The following is a 24,649-nucleotide window of genomic DNA, read 5'->3' as shown; positions in this document are numbered from 1 at the left end:
CACGCAAGTGGACGTACCCAGGCACCTTCGATCTGGGTATGTTCCTCGCCGTCAGGGCAGCCACCGCGGCCTCAAGGAGTCGAGACCCGTGTCGGAAAACAAAGAACCCCACGTAGCGAAGTTCATTTACGACTTCACCGAGGGCAACAAGGACCTCAAGGACCTCCTGGGCGGCAAGGGCGCCAACCTCGCCGAGATGACCAACCTGGGTCTCCCGGTGCCGCCCGGCTTCACCATCACCACCGAGGCCTGCAAGGTCTACCTCGACAGCGGCGAGGAGCCCGCGGCACTGCGTGACGAGGTGAGTGCGCACCTCGACGCCCTCGAGCAGAAGATGGGCAAGAAGCTCGGCCAGGCCGACGACCCCCTCCTGGTCTCCGTCCGCTCCGGCGCCAAGTTCTCCATGCCCGGCATGATGGACACCGTCCTGAACATCGGCCTCTCCGACAAGTCGGTGCAGGGCCTGGCCAAGCAGGCCGGCGACGACCGCTTCGCGTGGGACTCCTACCGCCGCCTCATCCAGATGTTCGGCAAGACCGTCCTCGGCGTCGACGGCGAGCTCTTCGAGGAGGCCCTCGACAAGGCCAAGGAGGCCAAGAAGGTCACGGTCGACACCGAGCTGGAGGCCGCCGACCTGAAGAAGCTGGTCACCACCTTCAAGAAGATCGTGAAGAAGGAGGCCGGCCGGGACTTCCCGCAGGACCCGCGCGAGCAGATGGACCTCGCCATCAAGGCGGTCTTCGACTCCTGGAACGGCGACCGGGCCAAGCTCTACCGCCGCCAGGAGCGCATCCCGCACGACCTCGGCACGGCCGTCAACGTCTGTTCCATGGTCTTCGGCAACCTCGGCCCCGACTCCGGCACCGGCGTCGCCTTCACCCGCGACCCCGCCTCCGGCCACCAGGGCGTCTACGGCGACTACCTCCAGAACGCCCAGGGCGAGGACGTGGTCGCGGGCATCCGCAACACGGTCCCGCTGGCCGAGCTGGAGCAGATCGACAAGAAGTCGTACGACCAGCTCATGCAGATCATGGAGACCCTGGAGAACCACTACAAGGATCTCTGCGACATCGAGTTCACCATCGAGCGCGGCCAGCTGTGGATGCTCCAGACCCGCGTCGGCAAGCGCACCGCCGGTGCCGCCTTCCGCATCGCCACCCAGCTGGTGGACCAGGGCCTGATCGACGAGACCGAGGCGCTCCAGCGCGTCAACGGCGCCCAGCTCGCGCAGCTGATGTTCCCCCGCTTCGACGAGGACGCCAAGGCCGAGCAGGTCGGCCGGGGCATCGCGGCCTCGCCGGGCGCGGCGGTCGGCAAGGCCGTCTTCGACTCCTACACCGCCGTCAAGTGGTCCCGCTCGGGCGAGAAGGTCATCCTGGTCCGCCGGGAGACCAACCCCGACGACCTGGACGGCATGATCGCGGCCGAGGGCATCCTCACCTCCCGCGGCGGCAAGACCTCCCACGCGGCCGTCGTCGCACGCGGCATGGGCAAGACCTGTGTCTGCGGCGCCGAGGACCTCGAAGTCGACACCAAGCGGCGCCGGATGACGGTCCCGGGCGGGCACGTCGTCGAGGAGGGCGACGTCATCTCCATCGACGGCTCCAGTGGCAAGGTCTACCTGGGCGAGGTCCCGGTGGTCCCCTCCCCGGTCGTGGAGTACTTCGAGGGCCGGATGCACGCCGGAGCCCACGACGCCGACGAACTCGTCGAGGCCGTGCACCGGATCATGGCCTTCGCCGACCGCAAGCGCCGGCTGCGGGTGCGGGCCAACGCGGACAACGCCGAGGACGCGCTGCGCGCCCGCCGCTTCGGCGCGCAGGGCATCGGCCTGTGCCGCACGGAGCACATGTTCCTCGGCGACCGCCGCGAGCTGGTCGAGCGCCTCATCCTGGCCGACACGGAGGAAGAGCGCCAGGAGAGCCTGAAGGCCCTGCTCCCGATGCAGAAGCAGGACTTCGTGGAGTTGTTCTCAGCGATGGACGGCCTCCCGGTCACCATCCGCCTCCTCGACCCGCCGCTGCACGAGTTCCTCCCCGACATCACGGAACTCTCGGTCCGCGTGGCCCTCGCCGAGTCCCGTCAGGAGCCGCACGAGAACGAGCTGCGCCTGCTCCAGGCCGTGCACCGGCTGCACGAGCAGAACCCGATGCTGGGTCTGCGCGGCGTCCGTCTCGGCCTGGTCATCCCCGGCCTGTTCACCATGCAGGTCCGGGCCATCGCCGAGGCCGCGGCCGAGCGCAAGAACGCCAAGGGCGACCCGCGCGCCGAGATCATGATCCCGCTCGTCGGCACCGTCCAGGAGCTGGAGATCGTCCGCGAGGAGGCCGACCAGGTCGTCGCCGAGGTCGAGGCGGCCACGGGCGTGTCGCTGAAGCTGTCGATCGGCACGATGATCGAGCTGCCGCGCGCCGCGCTCACCGCCGGTCAGATCGCCGAGGCCGCGGAGTTCTTCTCCTTCGGCACCAACGACCTCACCCAGACGGTGTGGGGCTTCAGCCGGGACGACGTCGAGGCCAGCTTCTTCACCGCCTACCTGGAGAAGGGCATCTTCGGGGTGTCCCCCTTCGAGACGATCGACAAGGACGGCGTCGGTTCCCTGGTGAAGGCGGCGGCGAAGGCGGGCCGCGAGACCCGCCCCGACCTCAAGCTCGGCGTCTGCGGAGAGCACGGCGGCGACCCCGAGTCGGTCCACTTCTTCCACGAGGCCGGACTCGACTACGTCTCCTGCTCCCCGTTCCGCATCCCGGTCGCCCGCCTGGAGGCCGGCCGTGCGGCCACCCAGTCGGAGGGCAGCGACCACCGCTGACCCTCCCGCGAGACCCCGGAGCCGTCGTCGGTCCCCGACCCTCAACCGATCGACGGCGGCTCCGGTGCACGAGAAGAAGGGGCGGCACCCTGTGCGGGGGTGCCGCCCCTTCGGCGTGCCTGCGTACACGAACCCCGGGGAGCGGAGCGTGAAAGCCAGCTCGGAGGCGCGTGGTGGGGGCGTGCGGGTCTGGCGGCTGCGGGGGCGCACCATGTTGCGCCCCCCGCGGCCGGAAACAGTCGGGGGCTGCCCGTTCGTCTGACGTGGTGGAGGCCGAGGGGGCGCGGCGTGCGGGGGGCCGCGGGGGTGTGAGGGGGGACGGTCATGAGGTGGGGCGGGCGGACATGTGGTCGGGGGCTGGGGCGGGCGGTCGTGTCGGCGGTGCTGCTCGTGGCGGTGACGGCGACACCGAGCGTGGCCGTGGCGAGCGGCGGCGCGCGGGCGGTGACCGGGGTCCGGGCGGACGACACGCCGGAGCCGTCGGGTCCGGTCGAGTCCCCTACGGACCCCGACCCAGAGCCCGATCCACAGCCCGACCCGCAGCCGACGGACACCGAGACGGACGACCCGCCTCCGCCGCCTCCGCCCGCTGATCCCTCGCTGACGCCCCCCGGTCAACGGGTGGAACCCCGCCAGTCGTTCACGGTGACCGGCGCGGACTTCGACTGCTCCGAGGGCGACGGGCTCGCCGGCCCGTTGACGCTCACCGTGGACGGGCAGCAACCGATGGACCTGACGGTCGACGACAGCGGGGGCTTCACGCGCTCCGTCGCCGTGCCGGCGGACGCCGCCCCCGGGCAGTACGGGATCACGGCGGTCTGCACGGCGGTGGACGACGCGCCCACCGCCGAAACCACCTTCGAGGTCATCGAGCCGACCCGTCCCGAACCCGACCCGCATCTCAGCCTGTCAGCCGACTCCGGCCGGCCGGAGCAGCAACTGACGGTCACCGGCGAGGGATTCGTGTGCGACGAGGGCGCGGGGGTGGACGTCCAGTGGGACGGGGAGGCCGCCGTCGGCGGCACACCCGACCCCGACGGGGCCTTCACCGTCACGCTGTCCGTCCCGTCGTCCGCCGCGGAAGGGGGGCATGAGGTGACCGCGACCTGTGACTCGCCGCAAGCGGTTCAGGACTCCAGGACGTTCACCGTGGACCCGCCCGTCACCGGGCCGCCGGAGGATGCCCATGACGTCACCATCCACATGACCGACTATCCGGCCGCGTGCACACGGGGCGCCATCGTCATCGGCGGCCGCCGCCTGCACACCTGGCTGGACGACGGCTCGACCGAGGGCGACGCGGGGGCGGGGCTCTGGGCGTTCATCGACCTCCACGCCCACCTCCCGGGCGACATGGACGGGCGTCACGACGTGCAGTTGGACTGCCCGGGTCGGGACCGTGAGAAGGCGGGCGAGATCATCCTGCCGTCACCGGACCCGCTGGCGGTCTTCGAGCTGCCCCTCGGATCCACCGTGCACCCCGAGGGCAAGACAGGGGAGATCACCCCGACGTCCTCGGGGGGCACCGACGGCGGGAGCGACGGTGGCAACAGCGGTGGCGGTGGCAACGGCGGTGGCAACAGCGGCGGCGGTGGTAACGGCGGTGGCGGTGGTAACGGCGGTGGCAACAGTGGTGGCGGTGGTGGTGGCGGCAACGGTTCGGGCGGCGGGACCGGCCACCACCCGGCGCCCGGTCTCGCCGACGCCCTGCGCACCCCGGCCCACGTCTCGTGGGCGTTGAAGGACCTGGCCGGGTCGGCGGGCATGGCTGCCTGGTTCCTGATGCTGGTCCTCCTTCTGGAGAGGGCCTTCCCGAACCAGTTGGCCGACAGTGCGATAACGCGCTGGTGGCGTCGTCGCCGGGCGGGGCGGGCGGAGCGCGAGGCATGGCTGCCCGGCTGGGCCAGGGTGTGTGGTTACGCGCTCCTCGGCGGTTCGATGGCCGTCTGGGCCGATGCCAGGACCAACTGGGGTCTGTCGACCGTGGGCAAGACCGTCGGCGCCGCAGCGTCGATGCTCATCGTCCTGGTCACCTACGAGAAGACCAAGGACTCCCTGACCCGCCCGCGCGGGCACGGAGTCCGCTCCGAGCTGCGGGTGGTCCCAGTAGGGCTGCTGCTCGCGGCCCTGATGACGGCGATGTCCCGGTTACTGGAGTTCCCGGTCCCGTATGTCTACGGCCTGATAGCCGTCTACATGGTGTTCGGCGCCCGCGGCAACCGGCCCGGTGCCCCCGGCGGGGTCATGCCCAAGGGCCAGGCGGTGCTGATCGGCGGCATCTGCGTCCTGGCCGCCGCGGTGCTCGTCTGGGTGCTGGGCGCGCCCTTGGTCCAGTCCGTCCAGACCAGGCACTCCCCGCCCGGCAGCCTCCGCTACCTGCTCGCCTACGCCGTGGGGCTGGCGGTCGTCGCCGGCATCGAGGTGGTGGTCTTCGGCCTGCTCCCGCTGTCCGGCATGGACGGACGCGCTCTGAAGGAGTGGAACAAGCCCGCCTGGTACGCCGTCTACCTGACCGGTCTGACCTTCTTCTTCCACGTCCTGCTGAACAGCCTCCACCCGGCTGTCGGCAACCGTCTCGTGGTGAAGGCGGACCTGCGCTGGTGGACCCTCGGCATAGCCACCGCCCTGTTCCTGGGCGCCTGGGCCTTCTCCCTGGCCCTGCGGCGGATCGTGGCGTGGGACGAGCGGCGCGCCCGGACGGCCTGACGTCACAGGGGTTCTTTGCGTTCGGCGGCGGTCACGACATCCTGGTACCGGTGATTCCCCATGGCGATCCCTTCGGAAGGACCAGGCTCATGCCCGGCTGGACCGCGCACGACATCCCCGACCAGACCGGCCGCACCGCCGTGGTCACCGGCGCCAACAGCGGCCTCGGCTACGTCACCGCACGGGAGTTGGCGCGCCGGGGGGCCCGGGTGGTGATGGCGTGCCGGAGCGAGGCGCGGGGGAGGGAGGCCGTCGAGCGGGTCACCGGGGAAGTGCCGGGCGCGTCCGCGGAGTTGGGTCTGCTGGACCTCGGCGACCTCGCGTCCGTACGGGAGTTCGCGCACGGCCTGCCGTACGACCGGATCGACCTGCTCGTCAACAACGCCGGTGTGATGGCGCTGCCGTACGGGACGACCGCCGACGGCTTCGAGACCCAGTTCGGCGTCAACCACCTGGGCCACTTCGCTCTCACCGGCCTGCTGCTGCCCACGCTGCTCGGCACGCCCGGCGCCCGGATCGTGACCGTGTCCAGCATGATGCACACGCTGGCCAACATCGACCCGGCCGATCTCGACAGCGCGCGCCGGTACCGGCGTTGGATCGCCTACGCCCGCTCCAAGACCGCCAACCTGCTCTTCACGCATGAGCTGGGCCGCCGGCTCGCGGGTGCCGGGTCGGAGGTCGTCGCGGCCGCCGCCCATCCCGGGTACGCCGCCACCAACCTCCAGACCGCCGGTGTCCGGGCCGAGGGCCGCAGGGTCGCCGAGCGGCTCGTGGAGCTCGGCAACCGGGTCGTCGCCCAGCCGGCCGAGGCGGGCGCCCTGCCCACGCTGTACGCGGCGACCGCCCCCGACGTACGGCCCGACGCCTTCTTCGGCCCGTCGTTCGCCGCGTGGCGGGGCGCGCCGGCGCCGTCCTGGCGGGCACCGTGGACGCTCAACGACGCGATGGGCGAGCGGCTCTGGGCGGAGTCCGAGCGGCTGACGGGGGTCACGTACGACGCGTTGAAACCGTGACGGCCGGAGGCGTGACGCGCTAGAGCGAGCCGCCACCGTCCACCACCAGGTCCGTGCCGACGGTGGACGCCGCGGCGTCGGAGGCGAGGTGGAGGACGGCGGCGGCCACCTCCTCGGTGGCCGAGATCCGGCCGAGCGGCAGCGTGGCCCGGGCGCGCTCGGCCCGGTCGGCCTCCGTCTCGCCGCGACGCAGGGACATGGGCGTGGCCGTGGCACCGGGACTGACCACGTTGATGCGGACCCCGTCCCGGATGTGGTCCGCGGCGGCGGACCGGCTGAGCGCGGTCACGGCGGCCTTGGTGGCGGAGTACGCGGCGGCCCCGGCCGGGCTCGTGTGCGCCCCGAAGGTGGAGGAGACGTTGACGATCGCGCCGCCGGACGGCTGGGTCCGCATCCGGCGGATCTCGGCCCGCAGGGCCAGGAACACGCCGGTGACGTTGACGTCGAGCTGCTCGCGCCAGTCGGCCTCGGGGAGATCGGCGAGGGGCTGCCCGCCCCGGAAGACGCCCGCGTTGTTGACGGCCACGTCGAGCGAGCCGATGGGGGTCCCCCCGCTCGAGCGAAGCCGAGAGCGGGGGAGGTCCACCGCCGCACGGACCAGCGCCTCGGCGTCCTCGGCGCGCGAGACGTCGGCGGTCACCGCGAGCGCCTTGCCGCCCCGGTCCTCGATCAGCCGGACCGTCTCGTCGAGCGGCTCGCGCCGCCGCCCGGCCACGACGACCTGTGCCCCTTCGGCGGCGAACGCGAGGGCGACGGCACGGCCGATGCCGGATCCGGCGCCGGTGACGAGGACGGTTCTGCCGGTGAAGCGGGTCGTGTTCGTGGTGGTCATGATCTCCCCTTGTTTTTGACCGATCGGTTCAGTATGGAGGGACCAAAAGACGTCCCTGGCCGGAGTGCCTCAGTCGAGCAGTGCCAGCGCCTGTTCCGCCGCGTCCCGCACCCGGGCCGGGTCCGGCGAGGCCTTGCCGACGACCCGCAGGCCCTGCATCAGCACCAGCAGCAGGCGCGCGAGGGTCTGCGGATCGCGGTCGGCGGCCAGTTCGCCCTGGGCCTGCGCGCGGAGCAGCGCCGAGTGCAGCAGGGTCTCCAGTTGGTCCCAGCTGTGTTGGACGCGGCGGGCGGCGGCCGGGTCGTGCGGGGCCAGTTCGGCGGCCGTGTTGGTGACCAGGCAACCGCTCAGTCGCCGTTCCTCGGTGGCTGCCTCCGAGGCGAAACGCCGAACGACGGCCCGTACGGCGGGCAGGGCGGGGCCGGGCTGTGACAGCTCGCGCAGCAGTGGCGCGTCACAGTTCTGCTGGTAGCGGTCCAGCGCCTTCAGGTACAGCTCGTGCTTGCTGCCGAAGGTCGCGTAGAGACTGGCCCGGCCGATGCCCAGGTGTGCCACCAGGTCGGACATCGACGTCGCCTCGTAGCCCTGCCGCCAGAACAGCTCCAGGGCCGACTGAAGCGCCGCGTCCGGGTCGAACTCCTTGGTTCTGGCCATGCGCCGCACGCTACCGTTGTCCAGAACGATCGGTCAATTATCGTCAGTCGATCACGATACGACCGCCGCCCGCTGGAACACCCCCGGCGTCACCCCGTAGCCGCGGACGAACCAGCGGTGCAGGTGGCTCTGGTCCGCGAAGCCGGTCTCCGCCGCCGCGAGGGCCGCCGGCCGGCCGGCCGCGAGCAACTGCCGGGCCCGGCTGAGACGCAGGTGGCGCTGGTAGTCGCTGGGCGCCATGCCGTACTCCTCGCGGAACGCCCGGTACAGCGCGAAGCGGCTCACCCCCGCCGCGTCCGCCAGGTCCCGCGCGGACAGCTGCTCGGCGAAGCGCTCGCGCAGCACGTCCCGGGCCCGGCGCACCGCCCGGGTCCGCTCGCCCGCCGGAGACAGCAGCCGGGTACGCGCGGGCCGGGTCGCGCCCCGGGCGGCCATCGCCGTGACCGCGGCGGTCAGCCGCTCGTCGCGCACGAGCTCCTCAGCGCCGCCGGTGAGGGCGGACCTCGGCCCGGCCGCCCTCACCAACCTGCTGTACTACCGCGGCGTGAAGGAGGTGGGACCGGCGTCCGCCTCGCTGATGATGTTCCTCGTCCCCGCCATCGGCACGCTGTGCGCCGCCGTCTTCCTCGGGGAGTCCTTCACGGGCACCCAGTCGGCGGGCGCCGGGATCCTGGTGGCGGGAGCGGTCCTGGCCGCCGCGCGCGGGCGGCGTGGCGGCCAGGACCTGAGAATCAGTCGGCCCCGGTCCTCAGGAGGCCCGCACCTCGTACGCGGCGACGCGTACCGAGCCGTCGTCCAGGCACTCCCCGCTGACCAGGTCGAAGCGCTGCTTCAGCAGCGGGGACGCGACGAACGGGCGGCCCTGGTGGGTGCCGGTCAGGCCGCGGGAGAGGACCGCCGCGCCGCCGAACGGATCGCGGTTGTCGATGCCGTACAGCCGGCCGTTCCGGTCCCGGAACAGGGCGACCTGGCGGCCGTCGGGGAGCAGCGCGGCCACGCCCCGGCCCGGGGTCAGGGTGCTGAGGTCGCAGACCGTGAACCAGTCGTCGGTCTCGGTGTCCAGCTGGATCTGGACCTTCAGGTCGGTGGTCTCGGGTGCCAGGGTCATCGCTGGGCGCTTCCTTCCAGAATGTCTTCGGTGGGGCGCATGCCGATGGACAGCAGCGGCAGGTCGGGCTTCATCTGGTCGCGTTCGGGCACGAAGCCGACGACCGGGTCGGGGGTGTCCGGGGCGTTCACGAAGGACACGAACCGGGCCAGCTTCTCGGGGTCGTTGACGGTCTCGGCCCACTCGTCGCGGTAGCCGCCGACGTGTGCCGCCATCAGCGCCTCCAGTTCCTCGCAGATGCCGAGCGAGTCCTCCACCACGACGTCCCGTACGTGGTCCAGGCCGCCAGGGATCCGCTCCAGCCAGGTGGAGGTGCGCTCCAGCCGGTCAGCGGTGCGGATGTAGAACATCAGGAACCGGTCGATGAGACGGATCAGTTCGGCGTCGGACAGGTCCTGGGCCAGCAGGTCCGCGTGGCGCGGGGTCGCGCCGCCGTTGCCGCCGACGTAGAGGTTCCAGCCGCCCACGGTGGCGATCACGCCGAAGTCCTTCGACTGGGCCTCCGCGCACTCCCGGGCGCAGCCGGACACGGCGGACTTGAGCTTGTGCGGGGAGCGCAGCCCCCGGTAGCGCAGCTCCAGGTCGATCGCCATCCGCACGGAATCCTGCACGCCGTAGCGGCACCAGGTCTGGCCCACGCAGGACTTCACCGTGCGCAGCGACTTGCCGTAGGCGTGCCCGGACTCGAAGCCGGCGTCCACCAGCCGGGCCCAGATCAGCGGCAGCTGCTCCACGCGGGCGCCGAACATGTCGATCCGCTGACCGCCGGTGATCTTCGTGTAGAGGCCGAAGTCCCGGGCGATCTCGCCGATCACGATCAGCTTCTCCGGGGCGATCTCACCGCCGGGGATGCGCGGCACGACCGAATAGGAGCCGTTCTTCTGGAGGTTGGCGAGGAAGTGGTCGTTGCTGTCCTGGAGGGCCGCCTGCTCGCCGTCCAGGACGTAGCCGCTCGCGCCGATCGTCGGGGCGAGGGAGGCGATGATCGAGGCCACCGCCGGCTTGCAGACCTCGCAGCCGTCGCCGCCCCGGGCGCCCTCGCGGCCGTACCGGTCCAGCAGGTCCTGGTACGAGGCGACGCGCAGGGCGAGGACGATCTCGTACAGCTCCTCGCGGGTCTGGGAGAAGCAGCCGCACAGGCCCTTGTCGACCTCGACGCCGCTCGCCTCCAGTTCGGCGGTGACCAGTTGGCCGAGCACCTTCACGCAACTGCCGCAGCCGGTACCGGCCTTGGTGCACTTCTTCACCTCGGGCACCGTGGTGCAGCTGTGCTCGGTGACCGAGCCCCGGATCGTGCCCTTGCTGACGTTGTGGCAGGAGCAGATGATCGCCTCGTCGGGGAGGGCGGACGGGCCGAGCTGGGCCCCCGAGTCGGCTCCGGCGGGCAGGACGAGCGACTCGGGGGAGATCGGGGGCACCGAGCCGGTCAGCGCGCGCAGGGTGCCGTACGCGTCCGCGTCACCGACCAGGATGCCGCCGAGCAGCGTGCCGTCGCGGCCGATGACCAGCTTCTTGTACAGGCCCGCCCGGGAGTCGGAGTAGACGACGTCCAGGCAGTCCTCGGTCGTGCCGTGCGCGTCGCCGAAGGAGGCCACGTCGACGCCGAGGAGCTTCAGCTTGGTGGACAGGTCGGCGCCGGTGAACGCCGCCTCGTCGTCCGCGATGGTCGCCGCGGCCGTCTCCGCCTGCTCGTAACCGGGCGCCACCAGCCCGTACACCCGGCCGTCGGAGGCCAGCGCGCACTCGCCGATCGCGAACACGTGCGGGTCGGCGACCGTGCGGCACTGCTCGTCGACCGTGATGCCACCGCGTTCGCCGACCGTGAGGCCGCAGTCGCGGGCGAGCTGGTCGCGGGGGCGGACACCGGCGGAGAACACCACCAGATCGGTGGCGAGTTCGGAACCGTCGGACAGCTTCATACCGGTGACGGCGCCCTCGGAGTCGACCACGACCTCCTGCGTGCCCACGCCGGTGTGCACGGTCAGGCCCATCTCCTCGATGGTGCGCAGCAGCGCGGCGCCGCCGCCGTCGTCGACCTGCACCGGCATCAGGCGCGGCGCGAACTCCACGATGTGCGAGGTGAGTCCGAGGCCCTTCAGCGCACCGGCGGCCTCGAGACCGAGCAGACCACCGCCGACCACGGCGCCCACCCGGGCCGTCTTCGCGTACTCCTCGATCGCGAGCAGGTCCTCGATCGTGCGGTAGACGAAGCAGCCCTCGGCGTCCTTGTTCGGGACCGGCGGTACGAAGGGGTACGAGCCGGTGGCGAGGACGAGGGTGTCGTACTCGAAGACCTGGCCCGACCTGGCCGTGACCTTCCTCGCCTCGCGGTCGATCGTCTCCGCCGGGTCGCCGACGTACAGCTCGATGCCGTGCGTGTCGATGAATTCCATGTCGGTCATGGACAGTTCCTCGGGCGTCCGGCCCGAGAAGTAAGAGGTGAGCGCTACCCGGTCGTAGGCGGGGCGCGGCTCCTCGCACAGCACGACCACGCGGTGCGTGGCGGTCAGGCCGCGCTCGGCGAGCGCTTCGAGGAAGCGCTGGCCGACCATGCCGTGGCCGACGAGCACGATCGTGGGGGTGGCCCCCAGGGTGGCGGTCATCAGGAGCCTCCATCGTTGGTGAGCAGGTGGAGCAGGGGGCCGCCGTCCGTGGGGAGCGGCTCTGCTCCCTCCCAGGCGCGGGCGAGCGCCCCGACGGTGCCGAGTTCGCCGACCAGGACCCCGCCGACCAGCCGGTCGTCGCGGACGACGACCTTGCGGTAGGTGCCCCGCGTGGCGTCGGTGAGCTGCACGACGTCGTCGCCGGGACGCGGCTCGGGCTCCCCGAAGGCGGCGAGGTCGAAGGGGGAGTCCTGCCCGGTCAGGGTGAGCCGGGTCAGGGAACGGGTGCCGGTGTAGCGGGCGTCGGCGCGTCCCGCGAGCAACTCGGCCAGTGCCTCGGCCTGTTCGAGTGCCGGGGCGGCGAGGCCGTACACCGTGCCGTCGTGCTGGGCGCAGTCGCCGATCGCGTGGATGTGCGGGTCGGAGGTGCGCAGTTCGTCGTCGACCAGGATGCCCTTGCGGACGGCGAGCCCGGCGTCCTGGGCGAGCCCGGTCCGCGGGTGCACCCCGCAGGCCAGGACGACCAGGTCGGCGTCGAGGGCGTAGCCGTCGGCCATCTCCACCGAGCGGACCGCGCCGCCCACGCAGCGCACGTCCCGTACCCGGCACTCGGTGTGCACCTCGGCACCCAGGTCCTTCAGGTGGCGCCGGACGAGCTTCGAGGCGACCGGGTCGAGCTGACGCTCCATCAGCCGCTCGCCCTGCTGGGCGAGGACGACCTGCGCGCCGCGCACCGCGAGCGCCCGGGCCGCGGAGACCCCGAGCAGCCCGCCGCCGATGACGACCGCCCGCACACCCGGCCGGACCGCCTTGGAAAGACCCAGGCAGTCGTCCATGGTGCGGAACGCGTGCACGCCCTCGGGGAGTTCGTGGTCCGGGGTGAACAGGCCGCGCAGCGGCGGGAGTACGGGGTTGGAGCCGGTGGCCAGGACCAGCGCGTCGTATGCGATCTCCGAGCCGTCCGCGCAGCGCACCTGACGTGCGGCGCGGTCGATGCCGGTGACCCGGGTGCGGAGCAGCCCGTCGAACGCCGGGAGGGCGATCACCTCGGGTGCGTAACGGCCGGCCAGCACCTCGGCGAGCAGCACCCGGTTGTACGGGCGGTGCTCCTCCTCGCCGACGAGCAGCGCGGGCGTGCCGAGCTCACCGAGCCGCCGGGCGAGCCGTACGCCCGCGAGGCCGGCGCCGATCACCACCACACGCGTATTCGAGGTCATGTCCTTGAGCGTGCGGTGCGGACGTTACCCGGCCGCATCACATCTGTTTCCCGCGGGGAACGCTGCCCTCAGCGGGGGTGGGGAGGGGGTGTGAGGGGCCTGGGAGCGGGCCGTACGCCGCTGTGAGGTGCTACGACTCCCCGCTGTCGGCTCCCCGTCGGCTACCCGTCAGGTGGGCGAAGACGACCACGTTCCCCTGGTAGCCGGTCGTCTTCGAGTAACCCCCGCCGCAGGTGATCACCCGCAGCTCGGGGCGCTTCGCCGCGCCGTACACCTTCTCGTCGGGGAAGTTCCGGGCCGAGTACACCTCGACCGCGTCCACGGTGAACACGGCCACGCTCTCGTCCTGCCTGGCGATCTCGATCGTGGCGCCGCGCCTGAGGGCGCCGAGGTCGTAGAAGACGGCGGGGCCCTCGACGTTGTCGACGTGCCCGGCGACGATCGCGGTGCCCCGCTCGCCGGGGCTGGTGCCGGCCTCGTACCAGCCGGCGAGGTTCTTGTTCCCCGCGGGCGGCACGTCCAGGCTGCCCGAACTCGTCAGGCCCAGCCCCATCAGCGGGGCGTTCACGCGGATCGCGGGGATACGGATACGGGTGGGCGGCGAGGCGGCCAGCGCGGGGGACGCGAGCCGTTCCTCGGCCGGATCGGGGCGGCCCTCGACGGCGGACGGCTGGGGCGGGGCGTGCGTCCCGTAGCCGCTGCCCAGCAGCCACACACCGGAGCCCAGGGCGGCCACGGTGACCGCGGTTATCGCGGTGTCCCCGATCCTGCGCATGCGATGTCCTTCCCGGTTCCCTTTCCCGGATTTCCTTCCGTAGGTGGACCCCCTTCCCCCTCCGGGCCACGAGGGGCATCGGACCCGGAGGGGGAGGGGGCCAGCGGTACCGGCTGACGGACAGCGGAGGGTGTCCGTCAGAACCCGTCGCCTCTCGCCCGGCGATGCAGGAGCCAGGTACCGCCCGCGGCGGCGACGGCCAGAGCCGCCACACCCGCCGTGGTATGCGTGGGGTCGGGGCCCAGTGCGCCGCCGACCCCGGTCTTCACACTTCCGTGCGGCTGGAGCTGGTCGCGCGCGGTCGCCAGCGTCACCACCAGGTCGCCCGCCACCCGCTTGCCGTCCTCGGCCGCACCGGCCGCACCGGTCTTGCCGGCTGTGCTGCCCTCGGCGCACCGCGCGACGATCTCGTACGTCCCCTGCTGAGCGCTCGGCGGCACCCGGAACTGTCCGATCGCCTCGCCCTCGTGCGTACTGGGCGCCAGCATGAACGTTCCGCCGCCCACCGCGGTGGCGTCCCCGGCCGCCGCGCCCCGCCCGCCGCAGGCCGCCGTGTTCACCGTGACCGTGTCGCCCGGGGCCACCGTGGACGGGTACACGTCGAGCCCGGTGGTGTTCCCGGCGTACGCGGGCGTGCCGGCCAGCCCGGCGGTGGCGGCGGCGAGCGCGGTACCGGTCAGCAGACGGGCGGTGCGACGCATGGTGCTCCCTCGAGCTCGTCCGACTCGTTGACGTGCTCTTCCGAGGTAAATGGCACTTCGCCGCGCGCGCTTGTCGAGCGGAGGCCCGGGATGGGATGAACGGGTGTCGCCGCCCGGCCCGCCGAGGGGCGTTCCGGCAGGTCATGGGCGTACGAGAGGCCCCGGACAAGAGCACCCGAACGGCCGGGCGCCCCGGGGTGAACGTCCGGTCGCGGAACTCCTAGCCCTGCGGCAGCCGCAGCGCCAGCCCGTCCAGGACGACGTCCAGGCCGTAGGCGAACTTGGCGTCGCGCACCCGCACGGGGTCCTCCGCCGCCGCGGAGGCCTCGGCGTAGGAATCGGCGAGGTGGTCGTGGCCGGCCGCGGCCTGCTGGACGGCGGGCAGCGTCCGGGCGACGAACTCGGCCTCGCCGTGCCCGGAGCGGGCGACCGTGGTGAGCCAGGCGGCCTCCGTGGTGCTCATGCCGAGCGTGTAGGACAGCACCGCGTCGATCGCGCCCCGCGGCTCGGGGAAGCCGATCGCGGCGAACAGCGCGGCGAGCCGCTCGAAGTAGGCCATCAGGTTGGGGCCGAGGTAGGTCAGGCCCGCCTGGCCGATGACCGAGGAAAGCCAGGGGTGCCTGAGCGCCGTCGCCCGGAAGGAGTTCGCGGCCTCGGAGACGGCGGCCCGCCAGTCGGGGCTGTCCGCCGGCGGTACGTGGGTCTCGGCGGCGACCTCGTCCACGGCCAGCTCCATCAGCTCGTCCTTGGTGGCCACGTGCCGGTAGAGGGAGGTCGCGCCGGCGTTCAGGCGGGCGCCGAGCTTGCGCATGCTCAGCGCGTCCACTCCCTCGGCGTCCAGCATCGCGATCGCCTCGCGGACGATCGCCTCCCGGCTGAGGCCGGGCTGGTCGGGTTCGCGCCGCTGCCGGGCCCAGACGGAGGGGACCGGATCCGGTTGCGTCGTCTTCGCCTTGGCGGCCATGGGGCTCCTCTACGGCTCTCGCGCCCATCCCCGACGGGCCCGTCTGCGTACATCGTGCGCGGCCAGCGTACAGCGATCGTGGGTTGCGCACACCGTTCCGCGATGCGTACAGTGTTCGCAGGCGCCGCAGGAACGGTGTTCGCAAGCCGGGAACAGTGTGCGCTGACCGATTGCGCCAAACCGATTGCGCTGACCGATGGCGTTGACCGATTGTGCTGACCGAGAGGAAGACCGATGGAAGCCCTGAAGGAGACCTTGAGGCAGCCGCGTGATCCCCGCCGCTGGTGGATCCTCGTCGTGCTCTGCCTGAGCACGCTGGTCCTGGTGATCGACAGCATGGCACTCACCGTCGCCGTGCCCTCGCTGACCGAGGACCTCGGGGCGAGCGCCCAGCAGACCCAGTGGATCCTCGACTCCTACATCCTGGTCTTCGCCGGCCTGCTGCTCACCTCGGGCAGCCTCGGTGACCGCTTCGGCCGCCGGAAGGTGATGCTGATCGGCCTGATGCTGTTCGGGGCGGCGTCACTGGCCGCGGTCTTCTGCGTGAACCCCGGTGAAGTCATCGCCGCCCGGGTCGCGATGGGCGTCGGCGGAGCGCTGATCATGCCCTCCACCCTGTCCATCCTCATCACCGTCTTCGACGAGGAGGAACGCGGCAAGGCGATGGCCGCGTGGGGTTCGGTGTCGATGCTCGGCCTGGTAGGCAGCCCGATCCTCGGCGGCGTGCTGATCGACCACTTCTCCTGGCACTCGATCTTCTTCCTGAACGTCCCGGTCGTCGCCCTGGCCGTAGCCGCGGGCCTGCTCCTCATGCCGGAGTCCAAGGCGCCCTGGCAGAAGGCCGATCCGCTGGGCGCGGTGCTCTCCGCCGTCGGCATGACCGCCCTGGTCTGGTGGATCATCGAGATCCCGCAGCACGGCGCGTTCGCGGGCCGCTCCCTGCTCACTCTCGCGACCGCCGTGATCGCCCTCACCGGCTTCGTCGTCTGGCAGAACGTGACCGCCGCCCCGATGGTCCCCCTGTCCCTCTTCAAGCACCGCAACTTCAGCGGCGGTTCGCTCTCCCTGGCCCTGGTCCAGATAGGCAACGGCGGTCTGCTGCTGGTCCTGACCCAGTACCTCCAGTTCGTCCTCGGCTACTCACCCGTCAAGGCGGGCCTGGCCTTCCTGCCGCTGGCGGTGACCGCGCTGATCGGCAACACGGGAGGCGTCAAGCTCGCGGCCCGGATCGGCAACCGCTTCGTCGTCCTCACCGGCATGCTGGTGATGGTCGCCTGCTTCGCCCTGCTGACCACGGTCGACGCCGACTCCGGCTTCACCGTCCCGGCGATCGCCCTCGGCCTCCTCGGCCTCGGCGCGGGCATGGCGATGCCGGCCGCGGTCGGCGCCCTGATGGGCACCATCCCGGCGGACAAGGCGGGCGTCGGCTCGGCCCTGAACGACACCATCCAGCAGGCCGGCACCGCCCTCGGCATCGCGATCCTCGGCTCACTCCTCTCCAGCGGCTACGCGGACCACATGCCCTCCAACGCCCCCACCGCGGCCCGCCAGTCCATCGCCGGCGCGTACACCACCGCCGACCCGACCCTCCTGCACACGGCCCGCGAGGCCTTCACCTCCGCGATGTCCACCACCTTCACCCTCAGCGCGGCGGGCGTCCTCGCGGCGGCGATCCTGGCCACGCTGGTGATGCGCGACACGAAGCCGGAACAGCCGGCCGAAGCCTCGGCGCAGGAGCCGGAGTTGGCTGCCTGACCAAGGCCTCACACGAGAGGGCCGGCGCCTGAACAGGCACCGGCCCTCTCGCACACGTGCACTCAGCAGGCCGAGGCGCGACGATCAGGCCCGGGTCACCGGTGCCTGAAGCTCGGTCACCCAGTCCTCACGATTCTCGGGACACTCCAGGTTGATCTCGCGGGGGTGCCCGGTCGGCTGGTAGCCGTTGGCGTCGATCCAGCGGGTCAGGGCCTGGGCGGTGGGGAGCACGGTGTCCATCGAACCGCGGTGGACGATGGTCGCCGCCTGGTCGAGGGACGGCAGGTCGAGGATCCGGAAGGCGCCGTCCTGGAGAGGGGCGGAGACCTGGACGGCGGCGTGGACGCTGATCCTGCCGCCGCCCTCCGGGGCGTCCTCGTAGTAGGCGATACCGGGCCCCGTGGGGGTGATACCCGCCGCCTCCAGACGCCGGAACAGCTCGCCGTAGAGCGGCCCGATGACCGGGCCGATGTCCTCGGGCCCGAAGCTCGCGGCGGTCGCGGTCAGTTCCGCCACCCGGACAGCGGGGACGCTCTTGATGACGACGTCGTTCGTGGGCATGTGCCCCTCACTCTCGATCGCTCGGAGCCTCGCCTCGACCTGGACCAGCCGTGCCCCCGCCGCGGCCACAGCGGTCTCCAGTTCGGCCCGCCGCAGCCGCAGCATGCCGCGCAGCTCCTCGACGCCGACCTTCTCGTCCACGATGTCCTGGACCTGCTGGAGGGTGAATCCGAGGTCCTTGAGCGCGATGATCCGGTTGAGGCGGGCGAGCTGGGCAGCGGTGTAGTAGCGATAGCCGCTGAGGGGATCCACGTGAGCCGGGTGCAGCAGTCCGGTCGCGTCATAGTGCCGCAGCATCCGGACCGAGACACGGCCGTGCCGGGCGAAGTCTCCGATGGTGAACATGATGTCTCCGAGCTGACCGCCTGACACGGTGTGAGGGTCAAGAAGGTACTCGGCGGCCGGGGAACCCATCACGCTCCCGTCAAAGTGACGGGGGAGACGCACGTGCGCTCAGCCGAGTTGCAACAGTATTGCGCCGCCGCCCGGTACTGCCGCGTCCGCCGGAGGAAGCGCGGTGCCGTAGAGGCGGACGTCACCGAGACGGCCGCTCGCGTATTCACCGTAGGCGCCCTGATAGAGCCGACGCCCGAACTGGACGGGACCGCCCGCGTTCCAGGCACTCCCCGTGTACGTCTTCGAGGCCGTCAGGCGGCCGTTGACGTACAGCAGGAGTTGCCCGGCGTCCGCGTCGTAGACGCCGACGAGGTGGGTCCATTTGCCGGCCACGGCCTTCGCGCCGTAGACGGAGGTGAAGTCGGTGCTGGTGCTGTCGTCGTCGTGGCGGCCGAAGGCCCAGACCTGGGCTGCGGAGGAGTAGTAGAGCTGGAACCCGTTGGCCGCGCCGACAGACGGGTCGTCGGACTGTGAGACGAACGTGGAGTTGCCGCCGGACAGGGACTTGAGCCTGACCCAGGCCGAGACCGTGAAACTGCCGCTGGTATCCACGCCCGGAGCGCTTGTGGCCGCATAGGCAGAGGTGCCGTTGAGGCTGAGGACCGTGCCGCGGTCGGTATCAGTGGTCCAGGCGGTTCCACCGGTCAGGGTGGCGGGCAGGCCGCCCGCGGAGTCGGCCGCGGTGGTGCCGGTGCCGTCATCGAACTTCCAACGATGCGTGGCAGTGTCGGTGACCGTACCCAGCCCCACGGGGTCGGCGAAAGAGGCTGTAGTGCCGGCTGGGGCTGCGCCAGGGTATTCGGTGAGCTGTCCCGAGGTGTCGGTGGCGTACAGGTCCGGTCTGCCGTCGGGACCGCCGGAGGGGCTGTTGACGTCACCGGGGGAGGCCACGGTGGGGTAGTCGTGCTTGCGCAGGACCATGGGCAGAGCAGTCGGGGGGTGCGCGGTCCAGCCTGCGGCGGCGCTGCTTGTCCAGTTCTGGGCCGCACTGCTGTTGCAGGTGTAGATACGGACCTGGGTGCCGTTCGTGGTGCTCGCGCCCGGATCGTCGAGGCACTTGCCGGACTGCGGGTTGACCAGGCTGCCGGACGCACCGGTCGTCCACTTCTGGGCGGCGCTGCCGTTGCAGGTGTACAGCTGGACCAGCGTGCCGTTGTCGGTGTCGCCGCCGGTGACGTCGAGGCACTTGCCGAGGACGCGCAGAGAGCCGTCGTCGTGCAGGACCCACTGCTGGGCGGCGGAGCGGTTGCAGGTGTAGATCTGGATTTTGGTGTGGTCCTCGGTGTGGGCGTTTGTGTCGTCGAGGCAGACGCTCCCGCCCGCCGCGGTCTTGAGGGCCGAGGCGAGATCGGTGCGCACGGGGGCGTGCAGCAGCTTGGGCAGGGTCGTGGAGGAGCCGACGTCGATCGGGAAGGTGTAGACGGTGCCGGAGGCGTCGTCGCGAGCCCAGAGGGTGGGGGTTCCGCCGGTGACCTTGCCGTTGCCGTCGGCGTCCACGGTGAACGTGCCGCCGACGCGGCCCGGGGCGATCAGGGTCAGGCCGGACCAGTCACCGTCGCCGAGCAGCCGCGGATTTCCCATGCGGCCGGTGCCGTAGGTCTGGTAGATCCACAGCTTGCCGTGTTCGACCGTGATCACGGCGGGGTGGTCGCTGTTGCCGTAGACGTCGCCTGCGGTCACCAGCTGGGAGATGTCCCAGGGCGCTTTCGGGTCGTAGCCCGCGTCCGCGCAGCGGTCAGCGGGGACGGTGGTCGTGGACTCGCAGGGATCTTTGGCCACGACGTCGTAGCGGCGGCCGAGGAAGCCGGGGAAGGTGGAGTACGGGTCGCGCGGGACCGAGCCGTCGTCCTTGGGGTCGAGGTCGTTTTTGACGACGTACAACTGGTGGCTCTTGACGTTGTACGCGAACAGGTCGTCATGGGCGTCGCCGTGCAGGTTGCCGCGATGGGCGACGAGGTAGTCCTTCCATGTGTGGGTGGGCGAGTCGTCGGTGGGGGGTGCGTCGTCGGCGGTGGAGACGATGACCGGGCCGGTGATGGCGGGCGGGGTGCCGCTGACGGGGCCGTCCTGTGCCGGGGCGGGTGCCTGGGCGGGGTCGCTGTCGCCGGGGATCAGCTCCAGGTCGCCGGTGCTGGTGGTGGCGAGCAGGTCGGGGCTGCCGTCGCCGGTGACGTCACCGGGGGCGATCTTGGTCTTGGGGTCCCAGGGCGCGGTGAAGGTATAGCCGGCGGGGCTTTGCGAGATGTTGCCTGCCTTGTCCACGGCGGCGACGTACAGGGTGTGCACACCCCAGTTGGTCACCGGCACCGTGACGGTGCCGGAGGCGGTGCTGCCGCTGGTCGAGGCCACCTTCGCGGTGTGGCCGGTCGTGGCGGTCGGCTGGCTGTCCAGCTGCCACAGGAAGTGGTCGATGCCGCTGGACTTGCAGCCGGCCGGGTCGCAGGTGTCGGCCGGGGTGCCGTCGGCGGCGGAGACGGAGAAGCTGGTGGTCACGCCGCTGCCCGCGTTGGTGTCGCCGGCACCGCTACCGACGGGCGGGAAGTGCGGGTTGTCGGCGATGACCGGCGTCTGGGGCGGGGTGAAGTCGGTGTCGAACCAGCAGTGGTCGCTGATCGGGGACTTCATCTTCAGCGAGGAGTTGTCCTGGGCGTAGACGTCCCAGCCGTACTCGTGGCCGTCCTTGAGGGTGAAGCCGATGGGCGCGTCGGCGTCTTGGCCCGAGGCCACCATGTCGCTGTCCGGTGTGCCCTTGTCCACGGCGTTGCCGTCGGCGTCGAGGTCGGTGCGGTCCCAGACGTGGTAGTGAGCCTGGGCATGCTCGCCCGAGATATGGGTGATGACGGTGGAGTGCAGCTGGACCTTGCTGCCGGCGGCGTCGTACGTCGTCGCACCGATCCAGCCGATCGCGTCGCTGCCCGTCACGCAGTCGCTGTCCGCGCTCTGGGCTTTCGGCGTGGTGTGCAGCTTCGTGGGTGTGTCGGGCGGGATGTCGAAGTTCGTGGTGAGGCTGAGGACCTGCGACATACGCAGGTAGTCGTCGTTTGAGCTGGTCTTGGACTCGTTCCCGAAGAGCGCGATCGTCCAGGTGCCCTTGTTGCCGTCGGCGATCTTCTGGATCTGGTCGTCGACGCGGAAGCTCGCCGTGCTGTTGCCGCAGTTGCTGTTCGCACCGCTGGGCACGGTCGTCTTCACGGCGGGGTAGCCGTTGTCATCGAGGGTGTCGGGCTGGTGCTTCCAGTCCGTGTCGGCGTTGATGGACCCCGTGGTGTGCAGCGTGATCGGCTGGTCGTGGGAGCAGTCCAAGCGGCGATATCGAATTTCTTACGGTCAGGAGCTCGACTGGCCTACCGGAGGCAGCGTGTCTATCCTGTCAGAGTGCACTCGCTTCGACGTATCGGCTGCTGCGCGTCGATTCCTGGAGGCGTTCTGCAAACTTCGGGTTGAGCATCCGCCCAGCATCGAGTTGAAGGGCAGAGAGATATTCTGTTGGACTGAGTTTGATCCAGCGCGAGTGTGCACTGAGCGTGACGCTAGAATTGCGGGTCGCTGCGCTAGGGTGGCTAGTGAATCTCTGTGTCCATTGGGCATTGACGGCTTTCATCTCACCGTTTACGTGTCGCCCTCTGGAAGGTTCTATGCCGGGATGGACTCTTCGGTATTCGCCTATGCGGACCATGTCGACGAGTTCTTTGCGAAGCTGGCAGGTGGATCCAGGCCGCAGCTCATAGGGAACTGGGAGCTGTAGGGTGCGTTCAGTGCTTTGAAGGCGGAGGCCCCCCGAAATTTGCTTCCTGCGGGGCCTCGACACTCTGGACATCCTCGGTTTCCCGAGCCCGGCCGAGCAGCGTGTCAGTCCGGACGTCCAGCGAGTCCTCGGCCGCGCCCCTTCGCCGACTGGGTCGACCGCAATGTCGCCGCGTTCCGCTGAGGCTGGTCAGTGTCGCTGGGACTGTTCTTCGTGCAGTCTGAGGCAACTTCGGCCGCATTCCGCCTGATCGTAACGGCGATCAGATCCTATGATCACTCCGCCCCGGCGTCCGCCGCGGCCGCACACGCCTCCGAGACAGGCCGAAGACGATGACGAGTACCGCCCGCAAAGCTCCCCGGACCCTTGCCCGCTGCGCGCAGGCGGCGATAGCGGTGGCCGCCGTGACGGACGCGTTGCGCGCGGCGGCGGTCCGGGACCACTACCTGCACCCCACGGACGCGTCCCTGCACAAGTCGGGCTTCATCTCCATGATCTTCCTCTATCTGATGACTCTCGCGATCGTGCTGTTCCTCGTGTGGCTCGCCCGGTCCCGGCGCAACGCCCAGGAGCTGTCGCCCCAAACCTCGGTCCCGAGTCGGGGCTGGAGGGTCGGCGCGTGGTTCATACCGGTGCTCAACTTCTTTGTCCCTCGCCGGTCGGTCCTCGACATCGGGCGCGCGAGCTCCGCGTCGTGGCAGGAGAAGCGAGATACGACCCTGGTGAATCTGTGGTGGGTCGCCTGGATCGCGCACGCGATGGTGCTCACGGTGGCGGGCCGGGTGGCCCCGGGGTCGATGGCCTTCCTCGTGGTGGAGGAGGCCCTCATGATCGCGGCGGCCGTGCTGGTGGGGCTCGTCATCGAGCGCATCACGGCGCTACAGAGCGCCGCGCTCGGCGCCACCGTTCCCGTCGCACCTCTCGCCCAGGCGTGAGGCAGTTCCCGAGTCCGTGCGCCCGGAGGATTCCGGTGCCCGAGGTGCGGATCCGGCAGGGGTGGACGAGCGCGGCAGTGCGGCTGTCCAGGCTTCGGTCAACCTGGACAGCCGCACCATCAGGCGGGCGAGAGGTCAGTTGACGTTGACCGCGCTCCAAGCCGCCGCCACCGCGTTGTACTCCGTGCTGCCCGCGCCGTAGAGGTCCCTCGCCGCGTTGAGGGTTGCCGTGCGGGCGCCCGCGTAGTTGGTGGAGGACGTCATGTAGACGGTCAGGGCTCGGTACCAGATCTTGCCGAGTTTGTCGCGGCCGATGCCGGTGACCGTGGAGCCGTTGGAGGTGGGGGAGTCGTAGCTGACGCCGTTGATGGTCTTGGCGCCGCTGCCCTCCGCGAGGAGGTAGGCGAAGTGGTTGGCTACGCCCGAGGAGTAGTGGACGTCCAGGTTGCCCACCGAACTGCTCCAGTAGTCGGCGGAGTTGCCGTCCTTGGACGGCTTGTCCATGAAGCGGAGGGCCGCCTTGCCGAAGCCGGACTTGACGATCTTTTCGCCGATCAGGTAGTCGCCCTGGTCGGACGGGTTGTTGGCGTACCACTCGACCAGCGTGCCGAGGATGTCGGAGGTGGCCTCGTTCAGGCCGCCGGACTCGCCCGAGTAGGTCAGGGCGGCCGTCTTGGAGGTGACGCCGTGGGTCATCTCGTGGCCGGCGACGTCCAGCGCGACCAGCGGGCCGAAGGTCGTCCCGTCACCGTCGCCGTAGGTCATGCAGAAGCAACTGTCGTCCCAGAAGGCGTTGTTGTAGCTGTTGCCGTAGTGGACGCGGTTGTACGAGCCCTTGCCGTCGCCGGCTATGCCGCTGCGGCCGTGGACGTTCTTGTAGTAGTCCCAGGTCTCGTTGGTGCCGTACTGGGCGTCCACCGCCGCCGAGGAACGGTCGCTCGCAGTCCCCGTGCCCCAGTGGTTGTCGGTGTCCGTGTACAGCGTCGCGGGGGCGCGGCTGAAGCAGATGCCGAAGATGCACAGGTCGGTCTTGTTCTCGGCGTCGCCGGTGTAGGTGTTGCCGCGGGTGGGGTCCTTCAGCTGGTACGAGGACCCGGACTGCGTCGTCTCCAGCGGGACCGTACCGCTGTAGAGGGACTTGCCGTCGCCCGTCGCGGTCTCGATGCTGTCCCAGGCGTCGATCTGCGCGCCCGTGAGGGCGTTGGTCAGGACGGTGCGGGCGACCGGGTTGCCGAGCGAGTCCTTGCCGACGGCGTTGGTGCGCCAGGCCAGTTTGGGGGTGCCGTGCAGGGCGTCGACCACCAGCTCCGGCTTGGCCTTCAACTGGCGGAGGGTCTGACCCAGGTTGGCGGCGCGCAGTGCGTTCACCGCGAGGTCGGCGGCCTTGGGGGCGGAGACCTTCGGGGTTATGGAGGGGAGGGATATCGCGCTCCGCGTGGCCCGGTCCGCGCTGCGGTACGTGCCGTTCGGGGCCAGGTGGACCACGAAGTCGCCGCCCAGCACGGGGAGTTGGCGGTAGGTGCGGTCGTAGCGGACGTGCTGGGTGCCGTCCTTGTCGACGATCACGTCGCGGACCGAGGTGTCCTGGGTGGAGGTGAGTCCCAGGCCGGTGGCGTGGGCGAGGAGCGCCGACGCCGCGTTCTCGATCGCGGTAGCCCGGGTCGGTCTGCCGTCGGCGTGGGCGGCGGGGGAGAGTGCTGCGGCCAGCAGCGTGGCGGTCGTGGCGGCGATGCCGGCCGTGGCGAGACGGGATCCTCGGTGATGCCGTGTCCGACTCATCGGTCTCCTTGGGAAGGCGCCTGGAAGGCGTGGGGGTGGCGCGCTGATGTCCCTGAGATTTAAGGGCCGTCGGCATGTCATGTCCATAGCGCC

General features: G+C 70.9%; 18 protein-coding genes and 2 pseudogenes. 8 read left to right on the top strand and 12 right to left on the bottom strand.

What is annotated here, in order from left to right; all coding sequences use genetic code 11:
* The first annotated feature begins 88 nt into the window (after positions 1-88).
* From ppdK to ACFY01_RS13795, 3 genes are all read left to right on the top strand, one after another.
* A complete protein-coding gene (gene ppdK / locus ACFY01_RS13805) occupies positions 89-2,809 on the top strand; it encodes a pyruvate, phosphate dikinase (protein ID WP_390735921.1) in 2,721 nt (906 codons plus the stop codon).
* 372 nt (positions 2,810-3,181) lie between these two features.
* Positions 3,182-5,515, top strand: coding sequence for an FGLLP motif-containing membrane protein (locus ACFY01_RS13800; RefSeq protein ID WP_390735920.1), 2,334 nt, complete (start codon positions 3,182-3,184; stop codon positions 5,513-5,515).
* An 89-nt stretch (positions 5,516-5,604) separates the two neighbouring features.
* A complete protein-coding gene (locus tag ACFY01_RS13795; protein WP_390735919.1) occupies positions 5,605-6,531 on the top strand; it encodes an oxidoreductase in 927 nt (308 codons plus the stop codon).
* Positions 6,532-6,550: 19 nt separating this feature from the next.
* On the opposite strand, the gene ACFY01_RS13790 is transcribed toward ACFY01_RS13795, so the two are convergent.
* The 3 genes from ACFY01_RS13790 to ACFY01_RS13780 all read right to left on the bottom strand — a co-directional run bounded on the left by ACFY01_RS13790 (position 6,551) and on the right by ACFY01_RS13780 (position 8,488).
* The gene (locus tag ACFY01_RS13790) at positions 6,551-7,363 is read right to left on the bottom strand and encodes an SDR family NAD(P)-dependent oxidoreductase (RefSeq protein ID WP_390735918.1); all 813 of its coding nucleotides are present in this window, start codon (positions 7,361-7,363) and stop codon (positions 6,551-6,553) included.
* A gap of 69 nt (positions 7,364-7,432) precedes the next feature.
* Positions 7,433-8,017 carry a TetR/AcrR family transcriptional regulator gene (locus ACFY01_RS13785; RefSeq protein WP_390735917.1) on the bottom strand — a complete coding sequence of 195 codons (585 nt, stop codon included), beginning with the start codon at positions 8,015-8,017 and terminating at the stop codon, positions 7,433-7,435.
* Between the two features lie 51 nt (positions 8,018-8,068).
* Entirely contained in the window at positions 8,069-8,488 is a 420-nt protein-coding gene (locus ACFY01_RS13780; protein WP_390735916.1) for a helix-turn-helix domain-containing protein, read from the bottom strand.
* Here ACFY01_RS13780 and ACFY01_RS13775 point away from each other — a divergent pair.
* Positions 8,457-8,651 (top strand): annotated as a pseudogene (locus ACFY01_RS13775) (hypothetical protein); the annotation flags it as partial. The gene ACFY01_RS13780 and the pseudogene ACFY01_RS13775 overlap by 32 nt on opposite strands.
* Positions 8,652-8,765: 114 nt before the next feature.
* Here the strand turns inward: ACFY01_RS13775 and nirD are convergent.
* The 6 genes from nirD to ACFY01_RS13745 all read right to left on the bottom strand — a co-directional run bounded on the left by nirD (position 8,766) and on the right by ACFY01_RS13745 (position 15,385).
* Positions 8,766-9,125 carry a nitrite reductase small subunit NirD gene (gene nirD / locus ACFY01_RS13770; RefSeq protein WP_390735915.1) on the bottom strand — a complete coding sequence of 120 codons (360 nt, stop codon included), beginning with the start codon at positions 9,123-9,125 and terminating at the stop codon, positions 8,766-8,768.
* Positions 9,122-11,728: a nitrite reductase large subunit NirB gene (gene nirB / locus ACFY01_RS13765; RefSeq protein ID WP_390735914.1), complete on the bottom strand. Its 2,607-nt coding sequence runs from the start codon at positions 11,726-11,728 to the stop codon at positions 9,122-9,124. The genes nirD and nirB overlap by 4 nt, the downstream gene beginning before the upstream one ends.
* Positions 11,728-12,945 carry an NAD(P)/FAD-dependent oxidoreductase gene (locus ACFY01_RS13760; RefSeq protein ID WP_390735913.1) on the bottom strand — a complete coding sequence of 406 codons (1,218 nt, stop codon included), beginning with the start codon at positions 12,943-12,945 and terminating at the stop codon, positions 11,728-11,730. The genes nirB and ACFY01_RS13760 overlap by 1 nt, the downstream gene beginning before the upstream one ends.
* Before the next feature lie 130 nt (positions 12,946-13,075).
* Positions 13,076-13,720, bottom strand: a complete 645-nt coding sequence (locus ACFY01_RS13755; RefSeq protein WP_390735912.1) for a class F sortase — start codon at positions 13,718-13,720, stop codon at positions 13,076-13,078.
* Positions 13,721-13,857: 137 nt separating this feature from the next.
* Positions 13,858-14,421: a hypothetical protein gene (locus tag ACFY01_RS13750; RefSeq protein WP_390735911.1), complete on the bottom strand. Its 564-nt coding sequence runs from the start codon at positions 14,419-14,421 to the stop codon at positions 13,858-13,860.
* A gap of 220 nt (positions 14,422-14,641) precedes the next feature.
* A complete protein-coding gene (locus ACFY01_RS13745) occupies positions 14,642-15,385 on the bottom strand; it encodes a TetR/AcrR family transcriptional regulator (protein WP_390735910.1) in 744 nt (247 codons plus the stop codon).
* A gap of 234 nt (positions 15,386-15,619) precedes the next feature.
* On the opposite strand from ACFY01_RS13745, the gene ACFY01_RS13740 reads away from it, so the two are divergent.
* Complete coding sequence (locus ACFY01_RS13740; RefSeq protein ID WP_390735909.1) at positions 15,620-17,140, top strand: MFS transporter; 1,521 nt, start codon at positions 15,620-15,622, stop codon at positions 17,138-17,140.
* Positions 17,141-17,224: 84 nt separating this feature from the next.
* Here the strand turns inward: ACFY01_RS13740 and ACFY01_RS13735 are convergent, their stop codons facing one another.
* Together ACFY01_RS13735 and ACFY01_RS13730 are read right to left on the bottom strand one after the other, a co-directional pair.
* Complete coding sequence (locus ACFY01_RS13735) at positions 17,225-18,046, bottom strand: MerR family transcriptional regulator (protein ID WP_390735908.1); 822 nt, start codon at positions 18,044-18,046, stop codon at positions 17,225-17,227.
* 108 nt (positions 18,047-18,154) lie between these two features.
* Positions 18,155-21,400, bottom strand: a complete 3,246-nt coding sequence (locus tag ACFY01_RS13730; RefSeq protein ID WP_390735907.1) for a LamG-like jellyroll fold domain-containing protein — start codon at positions 21,398-21,400, stop codon at positions 18,155-18,157.
* Here ACFY01_RS13730 and ACFY01_RS13725 point away from each other — a divergent pair.
* The 3 genes and pseudogenes from ACFY01_RS13725 (at position 21,351) to ACFY01_RS13715 (ending at position 22,777) form a co-directional block, all read left to right on the top strand.
* Complete coding sequence (locus tag ACFY01_RS13725) at positions 21,351-21,842, top strand: SUKH-3 domain-containing protein (protein WP_390735906.1); 492 nt, start codon at positions 21,351-21,353, stop codon at positions 21,840-21,842. The two genes, ACFY01_RS13730 and ACFY01_RS13725, sit on opposite strands and share 50 nt — an antisense overlap.
* A gap of 58 nt (positions 21,843-21,900) precedes the next feature.
* Positions 21,901-22,025: pseudogene (locus ACFY01_RS13720) on the top strand (NmrA family transcriptional regulator); the annotation flags it as partial.
* Between the two features lie 149 nt (positions 22,026-22,174).
* A complete protein-coding gene (locus tag ACFY01_RS13715) occupies positions 22,175-22,777 on the top strand; it encodes a DUF4328 domain-containing protein (protein ID WP_390735905.1) in 603 nt (200 codons plus the stop codon).
* A 135-nt stretch (positions 22,778-22,912) separates the two neighbouring features.
* Here the strand turns inward: ACFY01_RS13715 and ACFY01_RS13710 are convergent, their stop codons facing one another.
* Positions 22,913-24,556, bottom strand: coding sequence for a M4 family metallopeptidase (locus ACFY01_RS13710; RefSeq protein WP_390735904.1), 1,644 nt, complete (start codon positions 24,554-24,556; stop codon positions 22,913-22,915).
* Positions 24,557-24,649 lie beyond the last annotated feature (93 nt).

Origin of the sequence: Streptomyces sp. NPDC001480, from assembly GCF_042894725.1 — a bacterium.
In the GTDB taxonomy this organism is placed as follows: domain Bacteria; phylum Actinomycetota; class Actinomycetes; order Streptomycetales; family Streptomycetaceae; genus Streptomyces.
Note: the sequence above shows the minus strand (reverse complement) of the source record. Positions and strands in the feature narration are given on the sequence as shown.

Bases quoted from the DNA above. Each gene is read 5' to 3' on its own strand.
- ACFY01_RS13795 (WP_390735919.1), top strand. From the start codon at position 5,605: ATGCCCGGCTGGACCGCGCACGACATCCCCGACCAGACCGGCCGCACC.
- ACFY01_RS13790 (WP_390735918.1), bottom strand. From the start codon at position 7,363: ATGACCACCACGAACACGACCCGCTTCACCGGCAGAACCGTCCTCGTC.
- ACFY01_RS13785 (WP_390735917.1), bottom strand. From the start codon at position 8,017: ATGGCCAGAACCAAGGAGTTCGACCCGGACGCGGCGCTTCAGTCGGCC.
- nirD (WP_390735915.1), bottom strand. From the start codon at position 9,125: ATGACCCTGGCACCCGAGACCACCGACCTGAAGGTCCAGATCCAGCTG.
- nirB (WP_390735914.1), bottom strand. From the start codon at position 11,728: ATGACCGCCACCCTGGGGGCCACCCCCACGATCGTGCTCGTCGGCCAC.
- ACFY01_RS13760 (WP_390735913.1), bottom strand. From the start codon at position 12,945: ATGACCTCGAATACGCGTGTGGTGGTGATCGGCGCCGGCCTCGCGGGC.
- ACFY01_RS13755 (WP_390735912.1), bottom strand. From the start codon at position 13,720: ATGCGCAGGATCGGGGACACCGCGATAACCGCGGTCACCGTGGCCGCC.
- ACFY01_RS13750 (WP_390735911.1), bottom strand. From the start codon at position 14,421: ATGCGTCGCACCGCCCGTCTGCTGACCGGTACCGCGCTCGCCGCCGCC.
- ACFY01_RS13745 (WP_390735910.1), bottom strand. From the start codon at position 15,385: ATGGCCGCCAAGGCGAAGACGACGCAACCGGATCCGGTCCCCTCCGTC.
- ACFY01_RS13740 (WP_390735909.1), top strand. From the start codon at position 15,620: ATGGAAGCCCTGAAGGAGACCTTGAGGCAGCCGCGTGATCCCCGCCGC.
- ACFY01_RS13735 (WP_390735908.1), bottom strand. From the start codon at position 18,046: ATGTTCACCATCGGAGACTTCGCCCGGCACGGCCGTGTCTCGGTCCGG.
- ACFY01_RS13725 (WP_390735906.1), top strand. From the start codon at position 21,351: ATGGACCCCGTGGTGTGCAGCGTGATCGGCTGGTCGTGGGAGCAGTCC.
- ACFY01_RS13715 (WP_390735905.1), top strand. From the start codon at position 22,175: ATGACGAGTACCGCCCGCAAAGCTCCCCGGACCCTTGCCCGCTGCGCG.
- ACFY01_RS13710 (WP_390735904.1), bottom strand. From the start codon at position 24,556: ATGAGTCGGACACGGCATCACCGAGGATCCCGTCTCGCCACGGCCGGC.